Origin of the sequence: Streptomyces venezuelae (assembly GCF_008642315.1) — a bacterium.
Taxonomy (GTDB): Bacteria; Actinomycetota; Actinomycetes; order Streptomycetales; family Streptomycetaceae; genus Streptomyces; species Streptomyces venezuelae_D.
In genome coordinates, this window is record NZ_CP029192.1 from 5,661,718 (window position 1) to 5,686,225 (window position 24,508).

Genomic DNA, 24,508 nt, shown 5'->3' on the forward strand with positions numbered 1-24,508 from the left:
GGTTCAGTCATTGAACTCGGTGAGTGCGTCGACCGTAGCATTCGGAGTTCATTCACTGAACCTCGTACGGGGGAAATGGTTAGAGTGGGGTCATGGCTCTCGGTAAGGACTACGTCGCGCAGGAGTGCTCGATGGCTCGCGCCCTTGAGGTCGTGGGCGAGCGCTGGACGCTGCTCATCGTCCGCGACGCCCTTTACGGAGTGCGGCGGTACAACGACTTCCTCGCGCACCTCGGCATCCCGCGCGCCGTCCTCGCCGCCCGCCTGCAGACGCTCGTCGCCGCGGGCGTCCTCGACAAACGGCCGTGCCCCGAAGCGCCGAGGCGGCACGAGTACGTGGTGACGGAGCGCGGCGAGGCCCTGTGGCCGGTGCTCCGCGCGCTCGGGGCGTGGGGGCGCGACCACATCTCCGGCACCAGGCCGCCGCGCTATTTCCGGCACGCGGCGTGCGGCACCGAGCTGGGTGCCGGGGGCGACTGCCCGGCCTGTGGCGGCCCCGTCCCCGTCAGGGACGTCGAGATGCTGCCGGGCCCCGGGCTCGATCCGGACCCGAAGGATCCGGTCAGCCGCGCGCTGGCCCGGCCCCGCAGGCTCCTTCAGCCGGTCGAAGTCGATCCTGTATAACGGCAGTAGGCAGCACAGCGGTACGACAAGTCGGCAGTACGACCAGGTGTGAGAGGGGGACGGCGATGCATGACGTGATCCGTGGCTGGAAGGCCGCCGCGCGCCCCGCCCTGCTCCTGCTCTTCCTCCTCGTCGAGGTCGTCCTCGTCGACACCGGAAGCCTCGCCTCCGCCGTCGCGCTCGCCGCGACCGCCGCAGCGGGCTCCGCGCTCGCCGTCTGCTCCGTCATCGCCGCGCGCTGCGCGCCCCTCGTGCCCCGCACCCGCGTGCGCACGGCCATCCGCGACCGTGAGATGCGTACGGCCTTCCTGCCCCAACGCGACCCCGACGCCAGGGGCCGCAGGCGCCCCCGAGCACCCGGCCGTCCCGTCCTGACGGCCGCGTAGGGGAACGCACCCGGCAATAACCGGGAGCATCCGGGAGTGTCCGGAGCAACCATCCGGAACAGCCATCCGGAACGACCATCCGGAACAACCCGGCTTTTCCGAAGCGTCCCCTCGCGGGTCGTCATGCCGACGCGACGGCAGCCCTCGCTGACCGCCGCCCTCCTTTCCGGCACGACGAGACCCCCGGAGGGCTCCTCCATGTCCGCCTTCATGTCCCTGTTCGCCGAGCTGGTCGGCCACATCGCCGATCTGCTCGACCCGCTGTTCCACGCCTCGGCGACCGCCGCCGCGATCGTGCTGTTCACCGCCTGCGTACGGCTCCTCGTCCACCCGCTCTCGCGCGCCGCGGCCCGCGGCCAGAAGGCGCGCGCCAGGCTGAACCCGCAGATCGCGGAGTTGCGCAAGAAGCACGCCAAGAACCCCGAGAAGCTCCAGAAAGCCGTCCTCGAACTGCACCGCAAGGAGCAGGTGTCGCCGCTCTCCGGGTGCCTGCCGAGCCTCTTCCAGCTGCCGGCGTTCTTCCTCCTCTACCACCTGTTCTCCAGCTCCAGCATCGGCGGCGACGCCAACACGCTCCTCGACCACACGCTCTTCGCCGCGCCGCTCGGCGGCCGCTGGACGGACGCGCTGGCGGACGGCGGGGTGTTCGGGGCGCAGGGCCTGGTCTACGTCGGACTGTTCCTGCTCGTCGCGGCCGTCGCCACGTTCAACTTCCGGCGCACCAAGTCGCAGATGGGGGCCAACCCGCTGCCCCAGGGCGGTGACCAGCAGGTGCCCGGTATGGGGGCGATCACGAAGGTCATGCCGTTGATGTCGTTCATGACTCTGTTCACGGTGGCCGTGGTGCCGCTGGCGGCCGCGCTGTACGTGGTGACCAGTACGACGTGGAGCGCGGTCGAACGAGCCGTGCTGTACCGGGACATGCCGGGCACCGCGGGGGTTCTGGCTACCGCCGGGTAACGGTCCAGTACGTGAACGGGGTATTGCGGAGCGGACGGCGACCTTGGACGATCGACCAAACCTCCGATGGCCGCAACCCATCGGCCGGGCTACCGAAGGAATGGAGTCTGACCATGAAGCTGCTGCGAGTCGGTACGTCAGGCGCGGAGCGCCCCGCGCTCCTCGACGCCGAGGGAACCCTCAGGGACCTGTCGGGGGTGGTCGCCGACATCGACGGCAGCGTGCTCGCCGACGCGGCCGCGCTCGACCGGATCAGGGCCGCCGCCGACGCCGGTGACCTGCCGGTACTCGACGCGGACGGGCTGCGCGTCGGCCCGCCCGTGGGGCGGATAGGCAAGGTCGTCTGCATCGGCCTGAACTACCACGACCACGCCCGCGAGACGGGCGTCGAGCCGCCCGCCGAGCCCGTCGTCTTCTTCAAGGCGGCGGACACGGTGGTCGGCCCCGACGACACCGTCCTGGTGCCGCGCCGCTCCGTGAAGACCGACTGGGAGGTCGAGCTCGCCGTGGTCATCGGACGTACGGCGCGCTACCTGGAGTCGGCCGAGGAGGCGCTCGCGCACGTCGCGGGGTACGCGGTGGCGCACGACGTGTCCGAGCGGGAGTTCCAGATCGAGCGGGGCGGCACCTGGGACAAGGGCAAGAACTGCGAGACGTTCAACCCGCTCGGCCCCTGGCTCGTCACCGCGGACGAGGTCGCCGACCCGCAGGCGCTGTCGCTGAAGCTCTGGGTCAACGGCGAGCTGAAGCAGGACGGCACGACCGCCGACCAGATCTTCCCGGTCGCGGAAGTGGTGCGCTACGTGAGCCAGTTCATGACCCTCCACCCCGGTGACGTGATCAACACGGGGACGCCGGCGGGCGTGGCGATGGGCCAGCCGGAGCCGAAGCCGTACCTGCGGGCCGGTGACGTGGTGGAGCTGGAGGTCGAGGGGCTCGGGCGGCAGCGGCAGGAGTTGAAGGACGCGTAGCCCGCCGGGAGACATAGGGGCGCGACGTTCCCGGTTCGCCGGGGGCGTCCGCGCGCCATGATGTCGCCATGGGGATGACGCCATGGGACTGACTCCGGCCGAAGCGGCGCTCACCGGCACGGCGTTCGGCGCCCTGGCCACGTTCTCCAGCGCGTGGCTCATCCAACGGGCCACGACCAGACGCGAGCACGAGAACCGCGTGTGGGACCGGCGTATGGCCGTCTACGACGAAGTCATGATCGCCGTCAGACGGATGGCGGACCTCAGGGAGACGGTCCGCAGGACCGGCGCGTTCCCCGAACGCCCGCCCGGCGCGACGGTCCCCGCCGAGGACATGTCCCCGCTCCTCGCGCGCTTGGAGATCTACGGCAGCGACGCGCTCCTCACCGCCTGCAAGCGCGCCTTCGCGGCCCGGCGGCGGTGGAAACTGGCCTGGGGGACCTGGCACACCCAGCGGGACAACAACCCTCGGATCAGCGACAACGATCCGTACTGGGTCGATTTCAAAAAGACCGTGAAAAAATCAAGAAAAGCGGATCACCGTCTCCTTGAGCTGCTGCGGTCCGAGATTCATCCCGAAAGGATCTCGATGAGACGGAAGTGGTCGGCGAGGCTCAAGCGTTGGAGGTTTTCCGGACTCCGCAGAGCGCGCCCGGTAATCCCGGACTGAATATTCCCGGAGATGTGCCACGGGCCCATTCCCCGGCAACCAATTCTGGTTACCATGGCGTCTTCCGGGCGAAATCGGGGGTTCGCTCAGGGTCCGGACGGGGGGCTGGCCCGTGGTGTACGACGAACACTTCATCGAGATCTTCCGCAGCGGCTGCCGGCAGGGAGCCGAATGCCGCCGGGGGGCCGACTGCGGGCAGGACGAAGGGCTCGGGCAGGGTGACAGCTGCCGCCGCGGCTCGGGTGTGCGCCTCACCCGGGAGTTCGCCCTCACCGCCGCGCACTGCCTCAAGGACCGTGAGCTCAAGGGCCTCGACCTGGTCATGCTCCGCCTCTCCGACGGCAAGCAGGCCATGGGGAAGGTGCACGACCACGACCGCCGCTCGGACCTCGCGCTCCTGAACCTCACCTTCGCCGAGGGCGAGGACGTCCGGCTCCCCAGGGTCTGCTTCGACGACGCGCGGCAGGACGAGGAGTGGAAGGCGACGCACCAGCCGCCCGACACCGACGACGTGCTGACCGGCAGCGTGGCCGACGTCTCCTACGAGTACGGGGATCCGGAGAAGGGCGTGAACGTCTGTGCCCTGCGGCTCAACTGCCACGTGAGCATGGACGACTACACGAAGTTCGCGGGCAGCCCGGTGGAGCGCGGCGACCCGTACCGGCCGACGGCGGTCCTGGGCCTCATCGTGAAGCGGCACGCGGGCACGGTGGGGGACACGGTCTTCGCCGGGACCATCCGCGAGGCCGTCAGGCAGTTCGACCGGTTCCGGTTCCGGATCGAGGACCTGGCGAGGGACCAGTGGCCGCTCTCCGTCAGGCCGTACTCGGTGGAGGCGTCCGAGACGGAACAGAAACTGCGGATCAACGCCGCTGTGGCGGAGGCCCTGAAGAAGTCGGGGCACGACTCCGTGGTGGCGGTGCACTGGATACGCCGCTGACCCAGCACACCGGCAGTGGGCCGGCGACCTCCCGGGAGGGACCATGACGACGACGCAGTACCTGGACGACGCGATAGCCGTCGCCGAAGAGATGCTCCTGGAGGAGATGCACGCGGAGCCCCCGGGGCCACGCCCCCGGGACAGGAGCCGCCTCGCGGCCTACGTGAAGCACGTCCGCAGGCCCGACCCCACCGACAAGTACCAGCAGTTACGCGCCGGACAGCTCATCCACCTCGCCAAACTGCTGAGCGCCCTCGGCATGAAGACCCTGTCCCTTTCCGTGGCCGACATGACACTGCGGCACATGGAGATCGTCGAGGCGGACCGCGAGGTGTACGCGGCGTCCGTCTGGAACGAGCTCGGGGCCCTGCTCGCCGAACACGGCGAGCTGGAGCGGTCGCGGCTCGTCCTGTGCCGCGCGCTGAGCAGGGCCGAACGCGGCAGCCACGTCCCCGAACGCGGCAGGATCCTCGCCAACCTGGGAGCTGTCAGCCTGCGCAGGGGCGACCTCGGGGACGCCGGGTTCTGGGCCGACAAGGCGCTGGAGGAGATGGACACACGGCCCGGCGACGACCCCGACGCACGCCTGACGGCGGACTGGGTGCGCCTGGAGGTCGCCAGGGGGGAGACCGACCGCGACCTGCACCGCATCGGCGACACCTTGCAGAAGTTCGACCGGTCCGCGGAGCACTCCATCGCGCTCAAGCGCGGTGACCATCCGGCGGCCATCGCCGCGCGGCGCGCGCTGGCCACGGCGAAGTTCGAGGCGGCCGCGGCCGCCCATGACGTGGAGCTCAGCGAGCGGCAGCTGAGCGAGCTTGAGATCGTGCGGCTGAACGCGTCGGCGTTCCTCGGGGCGACCCACCGCGAGACGATCGTGGCCCAGGCGGCGCTGGCCGTCGCGGAGTTCGAGGCGGCGAGCGGCGGTTCGGGGAGTCTGTCGCGGAGGCAGCGGGCGGTGTCGCTGCTCGAATCGGCCGAGGAGATGGCCGTGGAGTCCCTCGGCAGGGAGCATGCGCAGACCCTCGCGATACGGGAGGCGCTGGCGCATCTGCGGGCCGCGACGGTGCAGGTGGACGACCTGCCGTACCGCATCGACCGCACCTACACGCCGCAGGAGAACGACGTCCGCAACACCGCCAAGAAGAAGGCGATCGACGCGGAACGGAACGTGATCCGGCTGACGGCGCACGCGGGCGCCTCCTACTTCCTTGCCGACCTGGACATTTTCTACTGGCAGATACACCGCGCCCTGGAACGGGGCACTTACTTTCACGTCATTCTGAGCAGCCCTTGGAACAATCTCGCGATCTTCATGCAGCACGGCGCGGACTCGGAACCGGTGAGTCACCAGAACATCGTGGACCGGGTGCGGGCCAGCACGTATTACCAGGAGACGTTTCTGCCGGTGATCGAATCGTACAAGGATCTGCGCAACCGTTTCCCCGCCCACATCGAACTGAAGCTGACCCCCACCGACATATCGGGGTCGACGCTGCTCACCTCGGAAGCCGGTTTCTTCGAGCCGTACATCACCATGAATCCGCTGCAGCGCACCCGCAGGGGCCTGAGTGTGTTCGAGCACCAGTTCCTGAAGGACAGCAAGTACTACGAGGACAGCCTGGCGGCGTTCCGCACGCAGTGGGAACTCACGAGTACGTGGGAGCAGTTCGGCATGCATGAGGAGAAGCACATGGAAAGGCTGCGCGCGCTGATGACGACACAGTCCGACGACCGGTGGTGCAAGAGCACGGAGTGAGTACGGAGATGACGCCCTCCGAGCCGACGAAGAGCGGCTCGGGCAGCCCGTCCAGGGGCCAGAACTGCCAGCGCAGGCAGCGGTGGGGTTCGCGCAGGCGGACGGCGCCCACGTAGTCGAGGACCTCGACGCCGACCTGCATGTGGTGGTTGGTCGCGGGGTCGGGGTCGGTGAGGCAGACGACGCGCAGGTCCAGGGCGTCGATGCCGGTCTCCTCGGCCAGCTCCCTGCGGGCGGCCTGCTGCAGGGTCTCGCCCAGTTCGAGGTGGCCGCCGGGCAGGCCCCAGGAGCCCGCGCCGAAGCAGTTGGCCCGCAGACCGAGCAGGATCTCGTCGGCCGCGCCGCCCTCACCTGTGCCGTCGCGGCGGACGATTGCCTGCACACCCACACGTACATGCGCCGTCATCGGGAGCTCCTCACGGGTCCGGGTAGGTGCCGGCGAAGTTCTCGACGTTCCTGGCAGGGGTGATCAGTTCGGCGGGTTGGAGGGTGTCGTCCGCCAGCTTTTCGAAAAGGTTCCCGATTCTGCGTTCCTCACCCTCGTCGACGACGACGATCCCGCAGTCCGGGTCGATGAAGAAGTAACTGCCGGTGCGCGTGGAGTTCCTGTACACCCGCAGGGGCACGCCGCGCCGCCGTGCGGCCTCCTCGCACTCGCTCACGACGTCCTCGAACTCCTCGTCGCCGAGGGCGAGCCAGTCCCTGTTGTCCGCGCCGTAGTTGGTCTCGGACATCTGGTAGACCTTCCAGACGTCCGGCAGGGACGCGTCCTCGATCAGGTCGAGGACCTTCGGGGCGCCCGCCACGTTGAGGCGGGTGACGACGGTGCCCAGCTTCACGCGCACGTGCGCGTGGTCCTCGCGGACCGCACCGAGCAGACGCAGCACCCGGTCGCGGTGCGGCGCGGGGCTGCCGGTGCGCAGGAGCCCGTGCTCCTCCCGGTCCGCGGACTCCAGGGGCAGGGCGATCCAGGAGAGGTGGGGCAGGACGCGGTCCATGGCCTTCCGGGGCGCGAGTCCGTTGGTGCTGAGGACGACGCGGGGGGTGGGCCGCCCGTCGTCGAAGGGCTTGCGCAGCGCCCCTACGAGGTCGGGCAGGTAGGGGAGCAGAGTCGGTTCACCACCGGAGATGACGACACCCTGCACCCCGCCGTCCCGCAGGACGTCGACCACGTTCCGAGCTGTCTCCCATGACATGGAAGGGACCTCGTGACGAGGTCCGAAACAGAAGGGGCAGCTGAGATTGCAGCGGCCGATGGGGCGTAGGTCCACGAATGCGGGCAGCTGCATGGAGGGAGACTAGAGGGCTCCCCGCGGCCCCGCGGACAAGCGGGGGGCCGCGCCACACGTTCGGCTGAACAGTCGTCGTTCGGCTGCACGGGCAAGGGGTGCAGGTGGTCGAATTCCAGACGGTCTACGCCTTGAGGTGCCTCTCCAACGCCTCCACCACCAACGCATGGTCCTTCACCTGCGGCAGCCCCGACACCACCACCGCGCCGATCACCCCCGCGCCCTCGACCGCGATCGGGAACGCGCCGCCGTGGGCCGCGTACGCGTCGGGGTCGAGGCGGGAGGAGTCCTCGAAGGTCGTGCCCTTGGCGCGGAAGCGGGAGCCGACCAGGAGGGAGGAGCAGCCGTAGCGCTCCACGACGCGGCGTTTGCGGGCGATCCAGGCGTCGTTGTCCGGGGTCGAGCCGGGCAGGGCCGCGTGGAAGAGCTGCTGGCCGCCGCGGTGGATGTCGATCGCCACGGGGGCCTCGCGCTCGCGGGCCAGCTCCACCAGGAGCGTGCCGAGGGCCCACGCGTCGTCGTACGTGAAGTGGGGCAGGACCAGGCGGCGTTCCTGGGCCTCCAGCTCGTCGATGGACGGGGCGGCGGGGGGCGTGGAGGTCACAGCGTCACCGTCACACCGTCGCGGGCCGAGCGGCGCGCCGCCTCCAGGACGTCCAGGGCCGCCGCCGCCTCGTGCGCGGAGACGGGGTTCTCGCCCTCGCCGCGCAGGGCAGCGGCCACCGCCGCGTAGTACGCGGGGTAGTCGCCCGGCAGGGTCGGGGCGGGGCTGCCGCCGCCGGTCAGCGGGGACTCGCCGGAGCCGACCCGGCCCCACATCGACTCGGGCTCCACGCCCCACGGGGTCCCGGCCGCCGGGCGCCTGCCGTCGCGCAGGGCGGCCTCCTGCGGGTCGAGGCCGTACTTCACGTAACCCGCCTCGGAGCCGAGGACGCGGAAGCGCGGGCCGAGCTGGGCCGTCGTCGCGCTGACGTACAGGTGCGAGCGGACGCCGTTCGCGTGGGTGACGGCGAGGAACGTGTCGTCGTCGGCCTCCGCGCCGGGGCGCCGGACGTCCGACTCGGCGTACACGCTCACCGCCGGGCCGAACAGGACGAGGGCCTGGTCGACGACGTGGCTGCCCAGGTCGTAGAGGAGGCCGCCGATCTCCTCCGGGTCGCCGGACTCGCGCCAGCCGCCCTTCGGCCGCGGCCGCCACCGCTCGAAGCGGGACTCGAAGCGCCATACGTCGCCGAGCTCACCGCCGTCGAGCAGCGCGCGCAGCGTACGGAAGTCGTTGTCCCAGCGGCGGTTCTGGAAGACGGACAGGAGCAGCCCGCGCTCGTCGGCGAGGGCCGCCAGCTCACGCGCCTCGGCGGCCGTGCCGGCGATCGGCTTGTCGACGACGGCCGGCAGACCCGCCTTGAGGGCGGCGGTCGCGAGCGCCACGTGGGTCTTGTTGGGGGAGGCGATGACGATCAGGTCGAGCTCGTCCGCCCGGTCCCACAGCTCGTCGGCGGAGGCCGCGCAGCGCAGGTCGTCGCCGAACTCGGCGCGGGCCTGTGCCTGGCGCTCGGGGTTCGACGTCACGACCGTGTCGAGGACGAGGCCCTCGGTGGCGGCGATCAGCGGGGCGTGGAAGACGGAGCCCGCGAGGCCGTACCCGATGAGGCCGACGCGGAGCGGGGAGCCCGGGGAGGGGCGCGTGGGTCCTGTACCAGTCATGCTCTCCACTTAAGCAACGGTGTTGCCAAAGTGCAAGCGGTCGGGACAATGGGGGCGTGAAGTCGTACGTGCACAGGGAAAACTCAGGCGTGAACCTGCCGGCGCTGCGCGGGCACAACGCGGCGCTCGTACTCGATCTGCTGCGGGCCGCGGGCGGGACCGGCATCAGCCGCCTGGAGCTCGCCGAGCGCACCGGGCTCACGCCGCAGGCGGTCAGCAAGATCACGGCGCGGCTGCGGGCGGAGGGTCTCGCGGCGGAGGCGGGCCGTCGCGCCTCGACGGGCGGCAAGCCCCGTACGGTGCTGCGCCTCGTGCCCGGCGCGGGCCACGCGGTCGGCCTCCACCTGGACAGGGACGAGCTGACGGCCGTCCTCGTGGACCTGACCGGCACGGTCGTCGCCGAACGCCGCGCCCCGCTCGCCTTCGGCGCGGGGGCGCGGGCGGTCGTGGAGGCGGCGGCCGGTGAGGTGCGGGAGCTGCTGGACGCGGCGGGGCGTGGTGAGGGCGCCGGGCCGGTCTCCGGGGTCGGGGTCGCGCTGCCCGGCCCGCTCGACCACGTGGAGGGGGTGCTGCACCGGGTCACCGGGTTTCCGGAGTGGGACGGGTTCCCTCTGCGGGACGCGCTCGAGGAACGGCTCGGGCTGCCGGTCACGGTCGACAAGGACACGAACGCCGCGGCGCTCGGCCTCGCTCTCGCGGGCGCCGCGGACTCCTTCGCGTACGTCCATCTGGGTACGGGGCTCGGCGCCGGCCTCGTGCTCGGCGGGGCCGTCCACCGCGGGGCGCGCACGGGGGCGGGGGAGTTCGGGCACCAGGTGCTCCAGCTGGACGGGCCGCGGTGCGAGTGCGGGGACCGGGGGTGCGTGGAGGCGCTCTGCCTCGCCGCGGTCGCGCGGGGCGAGGTCGAGGAGGCGGCGCGGGTGCTCGGCACGGCCGCGGGGAACCTCGTCGGGCTCCTCGACATCGACCGCGTGCTGCTCGGGGGGCGGACGGTGTTCGCGGCGGAGGACGTCTTCGTACGCGGGGTGGGGGCGGTCGTCGCGGAACGGGTCCGGCGCGGGGGCGGGAGAGGGGGCGGAGGAGCGGACGGGGGCGCGGACGGGGGTGCGGACGGGGCGACCCAGGGTCCCGTGCCGGTGCCGGTGAGTCTTGCTCCCGGTGGGGAGCGGGCCGTCGCGGAGGGCGCGGCGCAGCTCGTCCTCGCGCCCGTCTTCGGCCGCGCGGACGTGGCCTTTCCCGCGCGCCGCGGGGGCCGGGGCTGAGCGCAACCGGCCGAGCGGGGAATCTCGCCTGATCGAGGGGACTCCGGCGGGCCGATCGGGCCTAACGGGCGGTGGCGGGACGGCCGGGGCGGGGGCGCGTGACAGGGTCTCAGCCCACGACGACGGGCCCACTCCATGGTCCCGCTCCGGCTCCCGTCCCGCGCTCGCTCCCGTCCCGCTCCGGCTTCCGTCCCGCTCCCGCTCGCGCTCTCCCGCTCTCGCTTCCGCCCCACGCCGGTGCCGGTCCCCACGTCCCCCTCCCGCTCCCGGCACCCGCTCAGCAAAGGTCCCGCATGCGCTTCCGCAGTTCCCTCGTCCTCGGCATCGCCGCCACGGTCGTCGCCCTGGCGCCCGCCACCGCCGCCGGGCTGCCCGACGTGCCCGACGCGGCCGGCGAGGGCGGGGCGGCGATGAGCAGCCGAGGGGCAGCCGTCCGCCAGGCCGCCGACCACCCCACCTGCACCTCCGCGGACGCCGCCGAGTTCCCCCTCGTCACCCGCATCCATCCGGGGCCCGGCGCCTACGAGGCCGGCGGGGAGCCGCAGGACTGGACGCTGGACATCAGCAACTCGACCGACGGGACGTGCGGCGACATCCACCCCGTCCTCGTACTCGTCGACCAGGAACGGACGTTGAAGCCCCGGCAGGTGCGGCTGGAGTTCGCGGACGGGGCACGGTGGCGGGAGGTCCGTTTCCAGCGGACCGGGCAGGGCGAGAACGTCGGCGTCTTCGATGACGGGTTCCCCGGGTTCACGGTCGGACCCGGCCGTACCGTCACCGTCGAGGTCCGTCTCTCCTTCACCCCCGACGCCGAGCCCGACCACGTGGTGGCGTCCGCCGCGCTCGTCCAGCGCAGGGACGACGACGGCGACTGGGTCGGCGCCTCCAACGACTACCCCTTCGACATCGTCCCCGAAGGCACGGCCGTCCCCGCCGAGTCCGGGTCCCCCTCCGCCGCACGGCTCCAGGAGCTCGCCGAGACGGGGACCGGCACCACGCTGGGCATCGGCATTGCATCGGGCGCCGTCCTCCTCGGTGTCGGCGCGCTCACCGTGGGGGCGCGTCGGCTGCGCGCAGGGAAGCGGTGAGACCGGGCCCCCAACTCCCCGCGCCACCCCGCGTTCACCCGCCCGTTCACGTCCGTCTGCGAACATCCCCGGGTGGACAACCTCACCCCCGAACCCCCCGCCCACCTGCTGACGCAGGCACCCGGCGCGCCCATCCGGTCCGGCATTCCCGAGCACGGGCGCATCCCGAAGTACTACGCCGTGAAGGCCAGGATCGCGGGGCTCATCGAGGAGTTGGGGGACGGGCAGACGCTGCCCACCGAGCGCGACCTCGCCGAGCGGTACGAGGTGGCGCGCGAGACCGTGCGGCAGGCGTTGCGGGAACTGCTCCTGGAGGGGCGGCTCCGCAGGCAGGGGCGCGGCACCGTCGTCGCGGGGCCCAAGCTGGAGCAGCCGCTGTCGCTCGCGAGTTACACGGAAGGCGTGCGGAGGCAGGGGCGTACGCCGGGACGCAACCTCATCTCCCTCGACCGCTTCCCGTGCCCCGCCCCCCTCGCCGCCGAGATCGGCGCCGAACCGGGCGCTCCCGTCTGGCACATGGAGCGCGTCCTGCTCGCCGACGACGAGCGGGTCGGCCTGGAGAGCACCTACGTGTCCGTGTCCCGCGCACCCCGCCTCGACGTCGACTTCGAACCCGACTCGTCCTTCTACGCGTACCTGCGCGAGAGCCTCGGCATCTCCTTCGGCGACGCCGACGAGAGGATCGAGACGGTCCTCGCCACCCCCCGCGAGGCCCTTCTCATCGGGACGCCGCCCGCCCTCCCGATGCTGCTGATCCACCGGCTCTCCCGGGACACGGACCGCAGGCCGCTCGAACGCGTACGCACCCTCTACCGCGGGGACCGGTTCTCCTTCACCACCCACCTCGGCTGACGCGTCCGCCGTGCGCCGCACGAACAGCGATGTCACGGATACGTAACGGGTCTAGTCCAAGCTTGGGTGGCCGTTCACCGTCCCGTTGCCCGCCCGCCCCGCCCGGGTCACCGGCCCCCAGCAGCGTTGCCGCCGTGAGAGTCATCGTCGTAGGAGCCGGCGTGGTGGGAACCATGCACGCCTGGCACGCACTGGACCGCGGCCACGAGGTCGTACAGATCGAGCGAGAGAGCGAGGCGCGGGGCGCGTCGCTGCGCAACTTCGGACAGATATGGGTGAGCGGCCGGGCGGGCGGCGAGGAGCTCGACACCGCCCTGCGCGCCCGCGAACTGTGGGAGGAGATCGGCGCCCGCGTCCCGGGCCTCGGGTTCCGGGCCAACGGCTCCCTCACCCCCGTCCGCAACGACCGCGAGCACGCCGTCGCCGAGTCCGCGCTCGCCCGCACCGACGCGGCCGCCCGCGGGTACAAGCTGCTCACCTCCGACGAGGCACGGGCGCTCAACCCGGCCCTGCGCGGCGAGTTCAGCGGCGCCCTGTGGTGCGAGCGGGACGCGGCCGTCGAGCCGCGCACCGCCCAGCTGAGGCTGCGGGAGGCGCTGTCCGCGTCGCCCCGCTACACCTTCCTGCCCGGCCGCGAGGTCCGTGACGTCGTCGGCGAGAGCGCCGTGCGCGACGACCACGGCGACGTGCACCGCGGCGACGCCGTCGTCCTCGCCACCGGCGCCTGGCTCGGCGGCCTCGTCCGCGAGCTCGCCGGACCCGACCTGCCCGTGCGCCGCGTACGGCTGCAGATGATGCAGACCGAGCCCCTCGGTGAGCCGCTCACCACCTCGGTCGCCGACGCGGACAGCTTCCGCTACTACCCGGCGTACAAGTCGGACGCCCTCGACGCGCTCGACGCCGGGCAGCCGCAGACGCCGACCGCCGCCGCGCACAAGATGCAGCTGCTCATGGTGCAGCGCGAGGACGGCGGCCTCACCATCGGCGACACCCACGAGTACGAGCACCCCTTCGCCTTCGACACCGTCGAGGACCCCTACGAACACCTCACCGAGGTCGTCGAGGGCTTCCTCGGCCGCCCGCTGCCGAAGGTCAGGCGGCGCTGGGCCGGGGTGTACGCGCAGTGCGTCGACACGAGCCGTGTCGTGCACCGGCAGCAGGTGCGCGACGGCGTGTGGCTGGTCACCGGGCCCGGCGGGCGCGGCATGACCTGCTCGCCCGCCATCGCCGAGAAGACCGCCGACGAGCTGGGATGGTGAGGGAGTTGACGACAGACATGCGGGGAACCGCCGCGGACGGCAGCCGGATCGGCCTCGTCGTGCTCGACATGGCCGGGACCACCGTCGCCGACGGAGGCCTCGTCGAGCAGGCCTTCGCCGCCGCCGCGCGCGAACTCGGCGTCGAGCCCGGCTCGGCCGACCACGCCGCGAAACTGGAGTACGTCCGCGCCACCATGGGCGAGTCCAAGATCTCCGTCTTCCGGCACCTGTTCGGCGAGGAGAAGCGCGCGCGGCAGGCGAACGTCGCCTTCGAGAAGGCGTACGGGACGCTCGTCGAGGCCGGCCGCATCGCACCCGTCCCCGGTGCCCGCGAGGCCATCGAGGAGCTCGCGGACGACGGCCGCACCGTCGTCCTCACCACGGGGTTCGCCCGCGTCACCCAGGACGCCATCCTCGACGCGCTCGGGTGGCGGGACCTGGTCGGCCTCACCCTGTGCCCCGCCGACGCGGGCGGCCGCGGGCGCCCCTACCCGGACATGGTGCTCGCCGCCTTCCTGCGGACCGGCGCCGTGGACGGCGTGCGGGACGTCGCCGTCGCGGGCGACACGGCCTACGACATGCTCAGCGGCGTACGCTCCGGCGCCTGTGTGGTCGCGGGAGTGCTCACCGGCGCCCACGACGGCGCCGCGCTGCGCGAGGCGGGCGCCACGCACGTACTCGGCTCCGTCGCCGAACTGCCCGCCGTCCTCCGGGGAGTCGGCTGATGGGCAGCGGCATCCGCTTCGACCGGGTCTCCGTCGCGTACGACGGGAACACCGTCCTCGACTCCCTCGACCTGACCGTGGCGCCCGGCGAGGTCATGGCCCTGCTCGGGCCCTCGGGGTCCGGCAAGACCACCGCGCTGCGGGCCGTCGCGGGGTTCGTGCGGCCCGTGTCCGGGCGGGTGTTCCTCGGGGAGCGCGACGTCACGGACCTGCCGCCGCACCAGCGGGGCATCGGCATGGTCGTCCAGCAGTACGCGCTCTTCCCGCACATGCGGGTCGGGGACAACGTGGCCTTCGGCCTGAGGGCGCGGAAGGCGGCCAAGGGGGACATCGGAGCACGGGTCGCCGAAGCGCTCGACATGGTCGGCATGGCCTCGTACGCCGAGCGGTACCCGCGCGAGCTCTCGGGCGGCCAGCAGCAGCGCGTCGCCATCGCGCGGGCGCTCGCCATCCGGCCCGACGTCCTCCTGCTCGACGAGCCGCTGTCCGCGCTCGACGCACAGCTGCGCTCGGGCATGCTGGGCGAACTCGCGAGCCTGCACCGCGAGTTGCCGGAGGTCTCGATCCTGTACGTCACCCACGACCAGGTCGAGGCGCTCACCCTCGCCGACCGGATCGCCGTCATGGACCGGGCGCGCCTCCGGGACTGCGGGACACCCCAGGAGTTGTACCGGGCGCCGCGTACGGAGTTCACCGCGTCCTTCGTCGGCAACGCGAACCTCCTCGCGGTGACGGTGGGGGCGGACGGGGTGTCCCTCGGCGACGCCCGGCTGAAGGTCGACACGGGGAGCGTGGCCGCCGGGGTGACGGCCACGCTCTGCGTGCGGCCGCATCTGGTCGGACTCGGGGAGGGCCCCAATGCCCTCACCGGTCGGGTCACCGAGGTCCAGTGGCGGGGCGCCACGCATCGGGTGTACGTCGATGTCGCCGGGGAGCGGGTGAAGGCGGACCTCCGGGAACTCCGCGATCCGCCCGCCATCGGTGACGTGGTCACCCTGCACTTCGCGCCCGAGGACGCGGTGCTCCTGGCCGGAGGGGTGACCGATGGGTAGTCCCACGGAACGCCTCACGTCGCGTGAACCGGCACCGGGGGCTGTGCCCACCCGTTCCGCCATGCGGAACGCCTGCCCACAGCAGGGACGGCGGGGACAGCAGGGGAGGCGGGGGCTGCGCATGCCGCGGGTCGTTTGGGTCCTGCCACCCGTTGCCCTGCTCGGGGTCTTCTTTCTCTACCCCCTCTTCCTCGTCGTGCAGCAGTCCGTGCGGCCCGACACCGGCGGGACCTCCCTTCAGCCCTACTCCGACGTGTTCGCCTCCGAGGCGTTCCGGGAGGCGCTCGGGACCACCGTGTGGCTGGCGCTCGGGGCGACCGTCGGGTGTCTCGTGCTCGGGTTCGCGCTCGCGCTGGTCATCGCCTTCGTGCCGTTCCCCGGCGGGAAGGCCGTCGCGAAGTTCATCGACGTGTTCCTGTCCTTCCCGTCCTTCCTGATCACGCTCGCCCTCCTCTTCCTCTACGGGACGAAGGGCATGGCCAACGGCGTGTGGACGGACGCGACCGGCGCCGCCGAGGGGCCGGTCCAGTTCCTGACCACGCCGTGGGGCGTGCTGCTCGCCGAGATCACGTACTTCACGCCCTTCGTGATGCGGCCCCTGCTCGCCGCGTTCTCGCAGATCGACACCGCGCAGATCGAGGTCGCGTCGAGCCTCGGCGCCCGGCCGGCCCGCATCGTGCGCCGCGTCATCCTGCCCGAGGCGCTGCCCGCGCTCGCCGCGGGCGGCAGCCTCGTCCTCGTCATGTGCCTGAACGAGTTCGGGATCGTCCTCTTCACGGGGGCCAAGGGCGTCACGACCCTGCCGATGCTCGTCTACAGCAAGGCCATCCTCGAGTCCGACTACCCGGCCGCCTGCGTCGTCGCCGTCGTCAACATCGTGATCTCCGTGGGCCTCTACGGCCTGTACCGGGTGGTGAGCCGTCGTGTTGGTGCATAGCCGCAAGGGGAAGTGGGCCGTCTGGGTCCTGTTCTTCGTGCTCTTCCTGCCGCTCTTCGCGCTGCCGCTGCTCGTGATCCTCATGGCGTCCTTCGCCGAGCACTGGTCGGGCGCCTTCCCGTCCGGGTTCACCGGCGAGCACTACGCGTCGGCGACGCGGGGCGAGTCGCTGCGGGCCCTCACCACCAGCCTGGTCACCGCCGTCGCCGCCAGCGTGCTCGCGCTCGCCGTGGGGTCCTGGGCCGCGCTCGCCGCCGCCTCCCTGAAGCGGGGCGGCAGGAGGCTCATGGACGCCCTGTTCGTGCTGCCCGTCGCCGTGCCGTCCGTGGTCGTCGGGCTCGCCGTCCTCGTCGCGTTCTCCAAGCCGCCGATGATCCTCAACGGCACGCGGTGGATCGTGATCCTCGCCCACGCCCTCCTCGTCACCGCCTTCGCCCACCAGTCGGTCTCGGCCGCGATCGCGCGGCTCGACCCGGCGTACGAACAGGCGGCCGCGTCGCTCGGCGCCCGGCCCTCGTACGTCCTGTGGAAGGTGAGACTGCCCCTCCTGCTGCCGTCCCTGAACGCGGCCGCCGGGCTCTGCTTCGCCCTGTCCATGGGCGAGTTGAGCGCCACGATGATGCTCTACCCGCCGGACTGGATGCCGCTTCCCGTACGGATCTACGCCGCCACCGACCGCGGCTCCACCTTCACCGGCGCCGCCGTCGCGGTGGTCCTGATGGCGGCCACGCTGCTCGTCCTCCTGGCCGTCTCCCGGATCAGGACCCGCGCCTCCTACCGCTGAACTCGCCCGCGTCCACAAGTTCTTCAAGGAGTACACAACGCCATGCCCCGCCTTACCCGCGCCCCGCACCTCCGCACGGTCGCCGCCGTCACCGGCGGTCTCGTCCTCGCCGGAACCCTCACCGCGTGCGGCGGCAGCTCCGCCGCATCCGACGACAAGGTCGTCACCGTCTACAGCGCCGACGGCCTCAAGGGCGAGAACGGCGACGGCTGGTACGACCGGGTCTTCAAGGACTTCGAGAAGAAGACCGGCATCAAGGTCAACTACGTGGAGGGCGGCTCCGGCGAGATGGTGCAGCGCGCCGTCCGCGAGAAGTCCAACACGCAGGCCGACGTCCTCGTCACCCTGCCGCCGTTCATCCAGCAGGCCGACGAGCGGGGGCTGTTGCAGGCGTACGAGCCCAAGGGGTCGGACCAGGTCGACGGGGCCGGCAAGGACCCCGACGGCAAGTGGACCTCCGTCGTGAACAACTACTTCGGGTTCATCTACAACAAGAAGGAGCTGAGTGGCGGCAAGGCGCCCAGGACCTGGGAGGACCTCACCGACGGCTCGTACAAGAACAAGGTGCAGTACTCCACGCCCGGCGTCGCGGGCGACGGCACCGCCGTGCTCATCAAGGCGATGCACGACTTCGGCGGCAAGGGGCCGGCGATGGAGTACCTGAAGAAGCTGCAGAGCAACAACGTCGGCCCGTCCGCCTCCACCGGCAAGCTCGCGCCCAAGGTCGACAAGGGCGAGCTGCTCGCCGCCAACGGCGACGTCCAGATGAACTACGCCCAGTCCAAGGACATGCCGAACCTCGGCATCTGGTTCCCGGCGACCGCGAAGAGCCCGGACAGGCCCACCACCTTCGCGCTGCCCTACGCGGCCGGGCTCGTGACCAAGGCCCCGCACAACGCCAACGCCAGGAAGTTCCTCGACCACCTGCTCGGCGAGGAGGCGCAGCGGCAGGTCAGCGAGGTCGGCGGCGGGTTCTCCGCCCGCAGGGACATCAAGGCCACCGACGCCAACGCCGTCGCCCTCGACAAGATCATCGACGGGGTCGAGATCTTCGAGCCGGACTGGGCGGACGTCTCCGAGAACCTCCAGTCGTACGTGGAGGACTGGAAGTCGGCGACCGGCAGCTGAGCGTTCACCGACACATCACCGTCGCACCTCTGGCCCCACGGGGTCAGGTAGCGAAAAGATAACGGGTATGGACCCAACGCCCCTGGTGCGCCAGGGGCGTTGGCGTGCGCCGACCCCCGCCACCACGCTCTCCGGAGGAACACGTGTCGTCAGGCACCGGAATCACCCGCCGCTCGCTGCTCGTCTCCACCGCCGTCGCCGCCCTCGCCGCGGGCCCCCTCGCCGCCACCGCCAAGGCCGCGGCCAAAGCCCCGAAAGTCCTGGTCATCGGCCTGGACGGCGCCCTGCTCAACAGAATCGAGGACGCGGACACTCCCGCCCTGAAGGGGCTGATGGCCGCCGGTCTCACCGCGCCGAGCGCCCTCTACGCCGACCCGCTCGCCCCCACCTCGTCGGGGCCCGGCTGGTCGACGCTCATCACCGGCGTCTGGCCCGACAAGCACAAGGTCCTGAACAACGACTTCACCGGCCACCAGCTCGCGAAGTACCCGGACTTCATGACCCGGATCGAGGCCGCGAAGCCCGGCCTGCGGACGTACGCGGTCGCGTCCTGGAACCCCGTCACCGACATCATCTTCTCCGCGAAGGTCGACACCCGGGTCTCGACCCCGGCCGCCGAGTACGACGCGGGCACCACGTCGCGTGCCGTCGCCGAGATCGCGGACGGCGACCCCGACGCGGTCTTCGTCCACCTCGACAACGTCGACCACGCGGGACACGACAGCGGCGCCGCGAGCCAGGCCTACCTGGACGCGCTGCACGGCGTCGACACCCAGGTCGGGCGGATCCTCGCCGCCGTGAAGTCCCGTGCCACGTACGGGAACGAGAGCTGGCTCGTCATGATCACCGCCGACCACGGGCACACCGACGCGGGCGGCCACGGCGGCTCAAGCTGGGCCGAGCGCCAGACGTTCCTGATCGCCACCGGAGCCACCATCACCCCGGGCTCCGTCCGTCACGACGTCCGCATGCCCGACGTCGCCGCGACCGCCCTCGCCCACCTCGGCGTCGCCATCGACCCCGCCTGGGGCCTCGACGGGCGCCCCGTCCAGCAGCCGCGGCCCGACGACTTCGACGCCCTGCGGGACACCCTGCGCGGACCCGTCGACGAGGGCGGCATCGGGTCCGGCGTCCTCGGCTTCACCCACACGCCGCCGAGCGGCTGGACGGTCGACAACGCGAGGATGGGGAGCGGGGGCGTCACCGAGTGGCGCGGCTGGTCCTTCACCACGGACGAGTTCTGGACCAAGGCCGCCCGCGACCAGGGACGCGAGAACAACATCCGCGCACGCGGCGTCTTCGCGGTCGCCGACGGCGACGAGTGGAGCGACAGGACCACCTCGGGCACCTTCGACTCGACGCTGGTCAGCCCCCCGTACGACGTGCGGGGCGGGGCCGCGGCGACGCTCACGTACACGACGTACTACCGCCACGAGGCCCCGCAGAAGGGCGAGGTGCTCGTCTCCTACGACGGAGGGGCCCCGGTCGTCGTGAAGACGTACGCGGCGGACACGCCCTCCGTCGTCGAGAACATCGCGCTCAAGGTCCCCGCCGGCGCCCGGAAGGCACAGGTCCGCTTCCGCTACAGCGGGGGCAACAACTGGTACTGGACGATCGACGGGGTCAAGATCAGCGCGGCTTGATTAGGCTGTGGGCGTCGGCACAGCGCTGTCCCGGCGCCCCAGCCACCTCGTACACCGCAGGAGTGCACCGCATGGCAGAGCGCAAGCCCATCGAATCGTGGCTCACCGACATGGACGGCGTGCTCATCCACGAGGGAGTGCCGATCCCCGGAGCCGACGCCTTCATCAAGAAGCTGCGCGAGTCGGGCAAGCCGTTTCTCGTCCTGACGAACAACTCCATCTACACCGCGCGCGACCTCCAGGCCAGGCTGACCCGCATGGGCCTCGAAGTGCCCGTCGAGAACATCTGGACGTCCGCGCTCGCCACCGCGAAGTTCCTCGACGACCAGCGCCCCGGCGGTACCGCCTACGTCATCGGCGAGGCCGGCCTGACCACCGCCCTGCACGACATCGGGTACGTCCTCACCGACCACGACCCCGACTACGTGGTCCTCGGCGAGACCCGCACGTACTCCTTCGAGGCCATGACCAAGGCCGTCCGCCTCATCAACGGCGGCGCCCGCTTCATCTGCACCAACCCCGACGAGACCGGCCCCTCCACCGAGGGCCCGCTGCCCGCCACCGGAGCCGTCGCGGCCCTCATCACCAAGGCGACCGGCAAGAACCCGTACTTCGCGGGCAAGCCGAACCCGCTGATGATGCGGACCGGGCTGAACGCGATCGGCGCGCACTCGGAGACCAGCGCGATGATCGGCGACCGCATGGACACGGACGTCCTCGCGGGCCTGGAGGCGGGCATGGAGACGTTCCTGGTCCTCACCGGCCTGACGTCCCGCGCCGACATCGACCGGCACCCGTTCCGGCCGTCGAACGTCGTGGACTCCATCGCCGACCTGGTCGAACGCGTCTGATCCACGTCCGGTCCAACCCTGATCCGCGCCCGGGCCGCCCCGTTTGCCGCGCATCGAGATGCGGAGTCGCGCCGGTCGGGTGAACCTCGTAGGTGGAGGTTCATCACGATGCGTATATGTTCCCTTGCTGTCCGTGGGGCGGGGGCGGCCGTCGTTCTGGCCGTCGTCCTTCCCGCGGGCGCGGTCCAGGCCCACGACAACGGCTCCGTGCGGGCCACCGTCACCCCCGCGAGCACCGCGCCCGGCGCCACCGTGGAGGTGAGCGTGACGGGCTGCGGCGGGACCACCGGCACCGCCGGTTCCGGGGCCTTCGAGGGGGACGCCGAGCTCACCGGCCGGGACGGCGACAAGTACACGCTCAACGGCAGTGCGAGGATCAAGCACGGCGTCTCCGGTACGTACGACGTCACCGTCACCTGCGACGGCCACCCGCACCAGGGCGTCGGCACCGTCCGCGTCGAGCGGCACGACCCCGAACCGGTCTCCCCGGTGCGGGCCGGTGGCGGCGGCACCGCGCGGCTGGCCACGGTCGCGGAAGCGGACGCGGAGGCGAACGAGGCGGGCCCCGGCACCCGGCACGCCGTGATCGGCCTGATCCTCGCCGGGGTCGCCGCCGTCGCGGTGGCGTTCCGCAGCGTCCGCCGGCGCCGCTCCGAGTGACGGGCGGAACGGCATCATGTCCGGCACCGGACGCGCCTGCCGACCGGGACGGCTCCTGACCGGAGTCGCCTGGGCGGTCCTCCTGGTCGGCCTCTGCCTCTGGGGCAGCGGCATCACGGGCCTGCGCGGCGGCCTCATCGCACCCGCGACGGGCGACGTCGCCGCGGTCGGCCGCCCCCTCGGCATCGAACTGCCGCCCGCGCACGAACCGTTGACGCCTGCACGCCCCGAGCGCGTCGATGTGCCCGCGCTGAAGATCCGGGCCCCCGTGGCACCCCGCGGCCTGGACGGTGACGGCGCGATAGACCCGCCGTCCTTCGCCGAGTCGGACACCGTCGGCTGGTACGGCGGCGGCACCCGCCCCGGCGCCCCCGGCGCCGCCCTCTTCGTCGGCCACGTCGACACGGAGACCGAGCGCGCCGTCTTCTACGACCTCAGCACCCTGCGCCCCGGCGAGAAGGTCGAGGTCGCCCGCACCGACGGCAGGACCGCCGAGTTCACGGTGGAGGACGTCCAGGTCGTCAGCCGGGAACGCTTCGACGCGAAGGCGGCGTACGGCCCGCACGAGGACGGCCGCGCGGAGCTGCGCCTCATCACCTGCGGCGGCACCTTCGACAAGAACGCGCGCACCTACACGGCGAACGTGATCGTCTCCGCGTATCTGACCGGCGTGAGCGGGACTTGACCCGACCACAGGTGGCCCATGCACGCATTCCGTACCCAGCCCGGTCGGCGGCCCGCTCCCCCCGGAGCCGCCGACCGGGCTGGTCCTCGACCGCGCGCGCACGAGCTGCGGGAGAAACCCGGCGCCGGCGCGGGAGGTACGGGGACCATTCCCGAATTGCGGAACGGTCGACTGGCCGGGGGCTTGGGCCGTGCAACCGACTCTAGAACGAATGAGCGCGGGGGCCTAGAGGCGATGGCGACAGAATGACGCCAAGTCGCACACCCTTCTCTCTCCGTGATCACCGCAGGTGGGACGCCCTGCATCAGGAAGGTGCGGACCTACCCGGACGGAGCTTCTTCTTGTCGATCTTCCCCCTGATCACCTGGGTGGCCACAAGGTCGATGACCTGCTGTTCTCTGCGTGCGTAACCCCGCAGGGCCTCGAATGCCTCGTCCATGCCGGTGTGCCAGCGCTCGGCGAGCACACCTTTGGCTTGTTCCACGTGAATGCGGCTGTCCAGCGCGGTCTGCAATTGTTCCGAGAGGGCTCGGTATGCGCTGTGGGTGCGATGGTTGTGCAGGCCCGTGGCCGCGGCATCGGCCAGGGTCTGCGCGATCCGCAGCCCGAGTTCGGACGGCACTCCGTCCTCGGGTCCGCCCGGCCCGCTCTCCGCGCCGGCCGTCGCCACGAAGACGTTGAGCACGCCGAGCACCGTGCCGCCCCGCCGGATCGGCACCGCGTACGTCTCCCCGACGCCCTGCTCGCCCGCGCGCCGGGCGAAGTGCGGCCAGCGGGCCCCCGCCCCGTCGGGAAAGATCCGCGTCGGCCGCACCGGCAGCCCGGTGCTGAAGCTCTCCACGCACGGGCCTCCGTGGCACTGGATCTCCAGCAGCCCCCGCACCGCCGCCCGTCGACGGGCACAGGGAATGACGCGGACCGAGTCCTCCCCGCCGGTGTACATCACGCCGACGCCCCGGGCGCCGACCAGCTCCGTGCAACGGTCCGCGAGCCACTCCAGATAGCGCTCGATATCGAAATCCTCGGTCAGGGTGTCCGCGGTCTGCACCAGGACGTCCGCAAGCCGCAGTTCGCTGTCGCGGTCCCGCATGCCCCATGTACCTCCCCTCCCCGCAGACTGCGACTACCCATCCGGGGCAGGCTGTAACAGCTCTCCTACAGCTCTCCGCGCGGGCCGGACGAACCTCGTGGGCAGGGAAGACGTGTGTCAGGATTGAGAAACGGACAGTGCACCCGAGGGGGAGTGGATGTACCGCAAAGGCACCGGTCGCGGGCACGGTCTCGCGGCCAGGGGGATGCGGGCGGGAGCGGCGCTCGCGGGGGCCGCGCTGGTCCTCGCCGGGTGCTCCTCCGGCGGTGACTCGGAGGACGACACGTCGAGTCCGCCCGTCAAGCAGCAGCCCAAGGGCAAGGACCCGTACTGGGTCAACCCGGACGGGAACGCGGCCAAGCAGGTCGACGCGTACGCCGAGGACGGCAAGAAGGACGAGGCCGCGCAGATCCGCAAGATCGCCGAGCAGCCGGTCGCCGAATGGCTCGTCCCGGAGAACGCGGAGGACCAGGCGCGCGGATTCACCGAGGCGGCGGAGAAGGCCGACCGCGACGCGCTGCTCGTCCTCTACAACATCCCGCACCGCGACTGCGGCCAGTACTCGGGCGGCGGCGCGGCCGACGGCAACGCGTACCGCGCGTTCGTCGACCAGGTCGCCAAGGGCATCGGCGACCGCCACGCCACGGTGATCCTGGAGCCTGACGCGGTCCTGCACATGGTCGACAACTGCACGCCCGAGCAGTTCCACGAGGAGCGGTACGACCTCCTCAAGGGCGCCATCGGCAAGCTCAAGTCCCTGAAGAACACGAAGGTGTACCTGGACGCGGGCAACGCGGGCTGGAAGAACCCCGACTCGCTCTGGGAGCCCCTGCAGCGGTCGGGCGTCGGGCAGGCCGACGGCTTCTCGGTGAACGTCTCCAACTTCCAGACCACCGAGGTCAGCACGGAGTTCGGCAAGAAGCTGTCGGCGAAGATCGGCGGGAAGCCGTTCGTCATCGATACGGGACGCAACGGCGCTGGGCCGTACGACAAGGGCAAGGACCCCTGGTGCAACCCTCCCGGCCGCGCGCTCGGCGAGGCTCCGACGACGAGGACGTCCGATCCCCTCGTCGACGCGTACCTCTGGGTCAAGCGGCCCGGTGAGTCCGACGGCACGTGCCGGGGCGGCCCCAAGGCCGGCCAATGGTGGCCCGAATACGCGTTGGGCCTCACGAAGGCGTCCGGCTAGG

26 protein-coding genes are annotated in these 24,508 nt (G+C 71.6%); 21 read left to right on the forward strand and 5 right to left on the reverse strand.

Translation table 11 applies throughout. The features are described from left to right. Positions 1-92: 92 nt before the first annotated feature. The 7 genes from DEJ48_RS24805 (at position 93) to DEJ48_RS24835 (ending at position 6,309) form a co-directional block, all read left to right on the forward strand. Entirely contained in the window at positions 93-623 is a 531-nt protein-coding gene (locus DEJ48_RS24805; protein WP_150218387.1) for a winged helix-turn-helix transcriptional regulator, read from the forward strand. A 65-nt stretch (positions 624-688) separates the two neighbouring features. Next, positions 689-1,009 carry a DUF6412 domain-containing protein gene (locus DEJ48_RS24810; RefSeq protein WP_150218389.1) on the forward strand — a complete coding sequence of 107 codons (321 nt, stop codon included), beginning with the start codon at positions 689-691 and terminating at the stop codon, positions 1,007-1,009. Between the two features lie 198 nt (positions 1,010-1,207). Then, the gene (locus tag DEJ48_RS24815) at positions 1,208-1,969 is read left to right on the forward strand and encodes a YidC/Oxa1 family membrane protein insertase (protein WP_150221379.1); all 762 of its coding nucleotides are present in this window, start codon (positions 1,208-1,210) and stop codon (positions 1,967-1,969) included. Positions 1,970-2,082: 113 nt separating this feature from the next. Then, positions 2,083-2,940, forward strand: a complete 858-nt coding sequence (locus DEJ48_RS24820) for a fumarylacetoacetate hydrolase family protein (RefSeq protein WP_150218390.1) — start codon at positions 2,083-2,085, stop codon at positions 2,938-2,940. Between the two features lie 82 nt (positions 2,941-3,022). Next, entirely contained in the window at positions 3,023-3,610 is a 588-nt protein-coding gene (locus tag DEJ48_RS24825) for a hypothetical protein (RefSeq protein WP_150218392.1), read from the forward strand. 112 nt (positions 3,611-3,722) lie between these two features. Further along, positions 3,723-4,550 carry a serine protease gene (locus tag DEJ48_RS24830; RefSeq protein WP_150218394.1) on the forward strand — a complete coding sequence of 276 codons (828 nt, stop codon included), beginning with the start codon at positions 3,723-3,725 and terminating at the stop codon, positions 4,548-4,550. Positions 4,551-4,593: 43 nt separating this feature from the next. Beyond that, entirely contained in the window at positions 4,594-6,309 is a 1,716-nt protein-coding gene (locus tag DEJ48_RS24835; protein WP_150218395.1) for a hypothetical protein, read from the forward strand. On the opposite strand, the gene DEJ48_RS24840 is transcribed toward DEJ48_RS24835, so the two are convergent. From DEJ48_RS24840 to DEJ48_RS24855, 4 genes are all read right to left on the reverse strand, one after another. Further along, a complete protein-coding gene (locus DEJ48_RS24840) occupies positions 6,200-6,715 on the reverse strand; it encodes a nucleotide triphosphate diphosphatase NUDT15 (RefSeq protein ID WP_150218397.1) in 516 nt (171 codons plus the stop codon). The genes DEJ48_RS24835 and DEJ48_RS24840 overlap by 110 nt on opposite strands. A 10-nt stretch (positions 6,716-6,725) precedes the next feature. Next, a complete protein-coding gene (locus tag DEJ48_RS24845) occupies positions 6,726-7,598 on the reverse strand; it encodes a radical SAM protein (RefSeq protein WP_150218399.1) in 873 nt (290 codons plus the stop codon). Between the two features lie 124 nt (positions 7,599-7,722). Further along, complete coding sequence (locus DEJ48_RS24850) at positions 7,723-8,202, reverse strand: heme-degrading domain-containing protein (protein ID WP_150218401.1); 480 nt, start codon at positions 8,200-8,202, stop codon at positions 7,723-7,725. Beyond that, positions 8,199-9,302, reverse strand: a complete 1,104-nt coding sequence (locus DEJ48_RS24855; RefSeq protein WP_150218403.1) for a Gfo/Idh/MocA family oxidoreductase — start codon at positions 9,300-9,302, stop codon at positions 8,199-8,201. Before DEJ48_RS24855 ends, DEJ48_RS24850 begins: the two co-directional genes overlap by 4 nt. Before the next feature lie 89 nt (positions 9,303-9,391). Here DEJ48_RS24855 and DEJ48_RS24860 point away from each other — a divergent pair, with 89 nt between their 5' ends. The 13 genes from DEJ48_RS24860 (at position 9,392) to DEJ48_RS24920 (ending at position 22,228) form a co-directional block, all read left to right on the forward strand. Next, the gene (locus tag DEJ48_RS24860; protein WP_150218404.1) at positions 9,392-10,564 is read left to right on the forward strand and encodes an ROK family transcriptional regulator; all 1,173 of its coding nucleotides are present in this window, start codon (positions 9,392-9,394) and stop codon (positions 10,562-10,564) included. A 293-nt stretch (positions 10,565-10,857) separates the two neighbouring features. Continuing rightward, positions 10,858-11,652, forward strand: coding sequence for a hypothetical protein (locus tag DEJ48_RS24865; protein ID WP_150218406.1), 795 nt, complete (start codon positions 10,858-10,860; stop codon positions 11,650-11,652). A gap of 72 nt (positions 11,653-11,724) precedes the next feature. After that, positions 11,725-12,504, forward strand: coding sequence for a GntR family transcriptional regulator (locus tag DEJ48_RS24870; RefSeq protein ID WP_150218408.1), 780 nt, complete (start codon positions 11,725-11,727; stop codon positions 12,502-12,504). Between the two features lie 134 nt (positions 12,505-12,638). Further along, positions 12,639-13,763, forward strand: coding sequence for a TIGR03364 family FAD-dependent oxidoreductase (locus tag DEJ48_RS24875; protein ID WP_150218409.1), 1,125 nt, complete (start codon positions 12,639-12,641; stop codon positions 13,761-13,763). 17 nt (positions 13,764-13,780) lie between these two features. Then, positions 13,781-14,488: a phosphonatase-like hydrolase gene (locus DEJ48_RS24880; RefSeq protein ID WP_150218411.1), complete on the forward strand. Its 708-nt coding sequence runs from the start codon at positions 13,781-13,783 to the stop codon at positions 14,486-14,488. After that, positions 14,488-15,540, forward strand: a complete 1,053-nt coding sequence (locus DEJ48_RS24885) for an ABC transporter ATP-binding protein (protein ID WP_150218413.1) — start codon at positions 14,488-14,490, stop codon at positions 15,538-15,540. The genes DEJ48_RS24880 and DEJ48_RS24885 overlap by 1 nt, the downstream gene beginning before the upstream one ends. A 121-nt stretch (positions 15,541-15,661) precedes the next feature. Further along, positions 15,662-16,477 (forward strand): 2-aminoethylphosphonate ABC transporter permease subunit, encoded by an 816-nt coding sequence (locus tag DEJ48_RS24890; RefSeq protein WP_263399459.1) that lies wholly within the window; start codon positions 15,662-15,664, stop codon positions 16,475-16,477. After that, on the forward strand, positions 16,464-17,261 hold the full coding sequence (locus DEJ48_RS24895) for an ABC transporter permease (RefSeq protein WP_150218415.1): 798 nt from the start codon (positions 16,464-16,466) through the stop codon (positions 17,259-17,261). The genes DEJ48_RS24890 and DEJ48_RS24895 overlap by 14 nt, the downstream gene beginning before the upstream one ends. A 42-nt stretch (positions 17,262-17,303) precedes the next feature. Then, positions 17,304-18,389, forward strand: coding sequence for a 2-aminoethylphosphonate ABC transporter substrate-binding protein (locus DEJ48_RS24900; RefSeq protein ID WP_150218417.1), 1,086 nt, complete (start codon positions 17,304-17,306; stop codon positions 18,387-18,389). 143 nt (positions 18,390-18,532) lie between these two features. Then, a complete protein-coding gene (locus DEJ48_RS24905; RefSeq protein ID WP_223832197.1) occupies positions 18,533-20,032 on the forward strand; it encodes an alkaline phosphatase family protein in 1,500 nt (499 codons plus the stop codon). A gap of 71 nt (positions 20,033-20,103) precedes the next feature. Further along, positions 20,104-20,883, forward strand: a complete 780-nt coding sequence (locus tag DEJ48_RS24910; RefSeq protein ID WP_150218418.1) for an HAD-IIA family hydrolase — start codon at positions 20,104-20,106, stop codon at positions 20,881-20,883. A gap of 108 nt (positions 20,884-20,991) precedes the next feature. Then, on the forward strand, positions 20,992-21,543 hold the full coding sequence (locus tag DEJ48_RS24915) for a hypothetical protein (RefSeq protein WP_150218420.1): 552 nt from the start codon (positions 20,992-20,994) through the stop codon (positions 21,541-21,543). 16 nt (positions 21,544-21,559) lie between these two features. Further along, positions 21,560-22,228 (forward strand): class F sortase, encoded by a 669-nt coding sequence (locus DEJ48_RS24920; RefSeq protein WP_150218422.1) that lies wholly within the window; start codon positions 21,560-21,562, stop codon positions 22,226-22,228. Positions 22,229-22,532: 304 nt separating this feature from the next. On the opposite strand, the gene DEJ48_RS24925 is transcribed toward DEJ48_RS24920, so the two are convergent. After that, complete coding sequence (locus DEJ48_RS24925) at positions 22,533-23,318, reverse strand: GAF and ANTAR domain-containing protein (protein ID WP_150218424.1); 786 nt, start codon at positions 23,316-23,318, stop codon at positions 22,533-22,535. Between the two features lie 157 nt (positions 23,319-23,475). Between DEJ48_RS24925 and DEJ48_RS24930 the strand changes: the two genes are divergently transcribed. Further along, positions 23,476-24,507 (forward strand): glycoside hydrolase family 6 protein, encoded by a 1,032-nt coding sequence (locus DEJ48_RS24930; protein WP_150218426.1) that lies wholly within the window; start codon positions 23,476-23,478, stop codon positions 24,505-24,507. The last annotated feature ends 1 nt before the right edge of the window (position 24,508 follow it).